At 73.7% G+C, this 2,866-nt stretch carries 4 protein-coding genes; 1 reads left to right on the forward strand and 3 read right to left on the reverse strand.

All coding sequences use genetic code 11. The annotated features are described in order from the left end of the window. Positions 1–56: 56 nt before the first annotated feature. The 3 genes from ABZ749_RS33080 to ABZ749_RS33090 all read right to left on the reverse strand — a co-directional run bounded on the left by ABZ749_RS33080 (position 57) and on the right by ABZ749_RS33090 (position 2,473). Entirely contained in the window at positions 57–296 is a 240-nt protein-coding gene (locus tag ABZ749_RS33080) for a hypothetical protein (protein WP_357234847.1), read from the reverse strand. Beyond that, positions 293–1,747, reverse strand: coding sequence for an aldehyde dehydrogenase family protein (locus ABZ749_RS33085; protein WP_357234850.1), 1,455 nt, complete (start codon positions 1,745–1,747; stop codon positions 293–295). The genes ABZ749_RS33080 and ABZ749_RS33085 overlap by 4 nt, the downstream gene beginning before the upstream one ends. A gap of 69 nt (positions 1,748–1,816) precedes the next feature. Further along, complete coding sequence (locus tag ABZ749_RS33090; RefSeq protein ID WP_357234854.1) at positions 1,817–2,473, reverse strand: TetR/AcrR family transcriptional regulator C-terminal domain-containing protein; 657 nt, start codon at positions 2,471–2,473, stop codon at positions 1,817–1,819. Positions 2,474–2,669: 196 nt separating this feature from the next. Between ABZ749_RS33090 and ABZ749_RS33095 the strand changes: the two genes are divergently transcribed. Further along, on the forward strand, positions 2,670–2,866 hold a 197-nt coding region (locus ABZ749_RS33095; RefSeq protein WP_357234857.1), incomplete at its 3' end, for an acyl-CoA dehydrogenase family protein.

A 2,866-nucleotide genomic window follows, 5' to 3' on the forward strand; every position in this document is an offset into this window, starting at 1 on the left:
CACCGTGCGGGTCCATGATTCCCACGGCGGCATCGGCATCTCGAACCCGCTGACCTTCACCATCCGTTAGCGCCTCGGCCCTCCGTTCGTCGAGCCCTGATCGTCACCCGCACCTCGCCGGGGCCGGGCGCGGGCAGGCGTACCCGCTCGACCCGCAGCTCGGCGCCGGACCCGCGCGCGACCAGCGCGCGAACAATGACCGGTGCGGACGCCGGCCCGGTGCCGCCACCCGGCGCGGCCGGGGACAGCTCGGGCCGGCCTGCGGGCATGGCCGGGGACAGCTCGGGACCGGTCATCGCTGGATCGCCTTCAGCTCGCAGAACTCGGCCAGCCCGTGCACGCCCAACTCCCGGCCCAGGCCGGACTGCTTGTAGCCACCGAACGGGGCGAGCGGGTTGAACGGGGCACCGTTGATGTCGACAGCGCCGGTACGCAGCCGCCGGGCCACCGCGAGCGCCGCGTCGGTGTCGGCGGACCAGACCGCGCCGGCCAGCCCGTACTTCGAGTTGTTGGCGATGGCGACCGCCTCGTCGGTGTCGGCGAACGGGATGACGGCGAGCACCGGGCCGAAGACCTCCTCCTGGGCCAGCGCACTGTCGGGGTGCACGTCGGCGAAGACGGTCGGGGCGACGAAGTGCCCCCGGGTCGGCACCGGGGCGTCGGGCCCGCCGGCGACCAGCCGGGCGCCGTCGGCGAGAGCCCGGTCGATGTGGCCACGCGCCCGCTCGGCCTGGGCGGCGGAGACCAGCGGGCCGAGCCGGGTCGCCGGGTCGAACGGGTCGCCGAGTCGGTAGCCGGCCACCGCCGCGGCGATCAGGTCGAGGGCTTCGTCGTACCGGTCGCGGTGCACCAGCATCCTGGTCCAGGCGGTACAGGTCTGCCCGGAGTTGAGCAGGGCGTTGCCGACGCCAACCTTGACGGCGGTGGCCAGGTCGGCGTCGGGGAGGATCACGTTGGCGGACTTGCCGCCCAGCTCCAGCGCGACCCGGGCGATGCGGTCGGCGGCGAGCCGCATGATTCGCGCGCCGGTGGCGGTGGAGCCGGTGAAGGAGACCAGGTCGACGTCGGGGTGCCCGGCGAGCGCCTCACCGACCACCGGCCCGGTGCCGGGAACCAGGTTGAGCACGCCCGGCGGCAGGCCGGCCTCGGTGACCGCGTCGAAGAGCAGGTACGCGGTCAACGGGGTCAGCTCGCTGGGTTTGAGCACCACAGTGCAGCCGGCGGCCAGGGCGGGTGCGAGCTTCGCCATCACCTGGTGCAGTGGGTAGTTCCACGGGGTGATCGCGCCGACCACGCCGATCGGCTCCCGGACGACGAGGGAGTTGCCGATGCTCTCCTCGACCGGCGCGCGGGCGGCGAGCGCGACGTGGTCGCGCAGCACGGTCAGTGGGAGCCCGACCTGCACCCGGGTGGCGAGCTTGAGCGGAGATCCCAGCTCGACGGCGATGGTGCGGGCGAGGTCGTCGGCGCGGGCGGTGAGCGCCGCGTGCAGCCGGTCGAGGTGGGCGGAGCGCTCGGCGGGGGTGGCGGCCGACCAGCCGGGAAACGCGGACCGGGCCGCGGCAACGGCGCGATCCACGTCGGCCGGGGTGCCGGCCGGCACCTGCCCGATCAGCTCCCCGGTGCTCGGGTTCTCCACATCGATGAGGCCGGCGTCGGCGGGAGGGGTCCACTCCCCGCCGACGTGCAGGTGACGCCGCAGGCGCAGGGAGTCGGGCAACAGCGACGGCGGGGCGGCGAGGTCCATGTCGTCCCTTCGAGGGGGTGGGCGATGGGGTCGCGACGGGCGATGAAACTAGCGCTGGGAGTTTGGACGTTACCCGTCGGGCCGGGCGGACTCCACCGTGTCGACGCTGCGGGTGTACTCGGCGGCCAGACCGTGCAGCAGGGCGTCCAGGCCGAGGGCGAAGGCTCCCTCGTCGACGCTCTGCTGGTGCTCGGCGAGCCGGTGGGCCTGTCGCAGGTGCGGGTAGTGCGCCGCGTACAGCTCGGGGTCCTCGACGAAACCGCGGGCGAACGAGCCGAGCGCCGACCCGGCCACGAAGTACCGCAGCGCCGCGCCGATGTGGGTGGCCCGGGCCGGCGGCCAACCGGCCCGGACCAGCCCTCCGTAGACCGCGTCCGCCATGGCGAGGGCCGCCGGTCGACGACCCGGGCCCTGCGCCAGGTACGGCACGACGTTCGGGTGCGCGGTGAGCGCCCGCCGGTACGACCACGCCCAGTCCCGCAGCGCGGCGAGCCAGTCCCGGCTGGCGAAGCCGCTGGTGTCGACGGCACCGGTGACCGTGTCGGCGACCGCGTCGAGGATCTCGTCCTTGGTGGCGAAGTGGTTGTAGAGCGAGGGACCCTGCACGCCGAGCGCGGCGGCGAGTCGGCGGGTGGAGAGCGCGTCGAGCCCGTCGGCGTCGATCAGCGCGAGCGCCGTCTCGACGATCCGGTCGCGGGTGAGCAGAGGCCGTCGAGGTCGGGGCACGTCAGAACTCCTCGGTCTGCGGCGTCCCTCCCCGTGGGAACCACCTGTTCACGCACCCTATCGGGGACCGCCTGCGGGAGGGCGTCACCACGTCGGCCGGAGAAGGGGTCTGGACGAATGAAAACTTACACCGCTAGTTTATGAGGGACCGCTACGGCCCGTGGCGGCGCACCACCACGCCGACCGAGGGGGAACCGTGGACTTCGCACTGTCCGACGAGGAACGCGCCGTCCGGGACACCGTGCGCGCGTTCATCACCCGCGAGGTGATGCCCCTGGAAGCGGAGGTGCTCCGCCGGGAACGGGCGCACCAGCCGGGCCTCGACCACTCCGAGGTGCGCGAACTGCAACTCAAGGCGCGCAAGTTCGGCTTCTGGGGCCTGGCCACCCCGGA

Source organism: Micromonospora sp. NPDC047753, assembly GCF_040642735.1.
GTDB lineage: Bacteria > Actinomycetota > Actinomycetes > Mycobacteriales > Micromonosporaceae > Micromonospora.

Coding starts and splice junctions, on each gene's coding strand:
- ABZ749_RS33080 (WP_357234847.1), bottom strand. CDS start 296: ATGACCGGTCCCGAGCTGTCCCCGGCCATGCCCGCAGGCCGGCCCGAG.
- ABZ749_RS33085 (WP_357234850.1), bottom strand. CDS start 1,747: ATGGACCTCGCCGCCCCGCCGTCGCTGTTGCCCGACTCCCTGCGCCTG.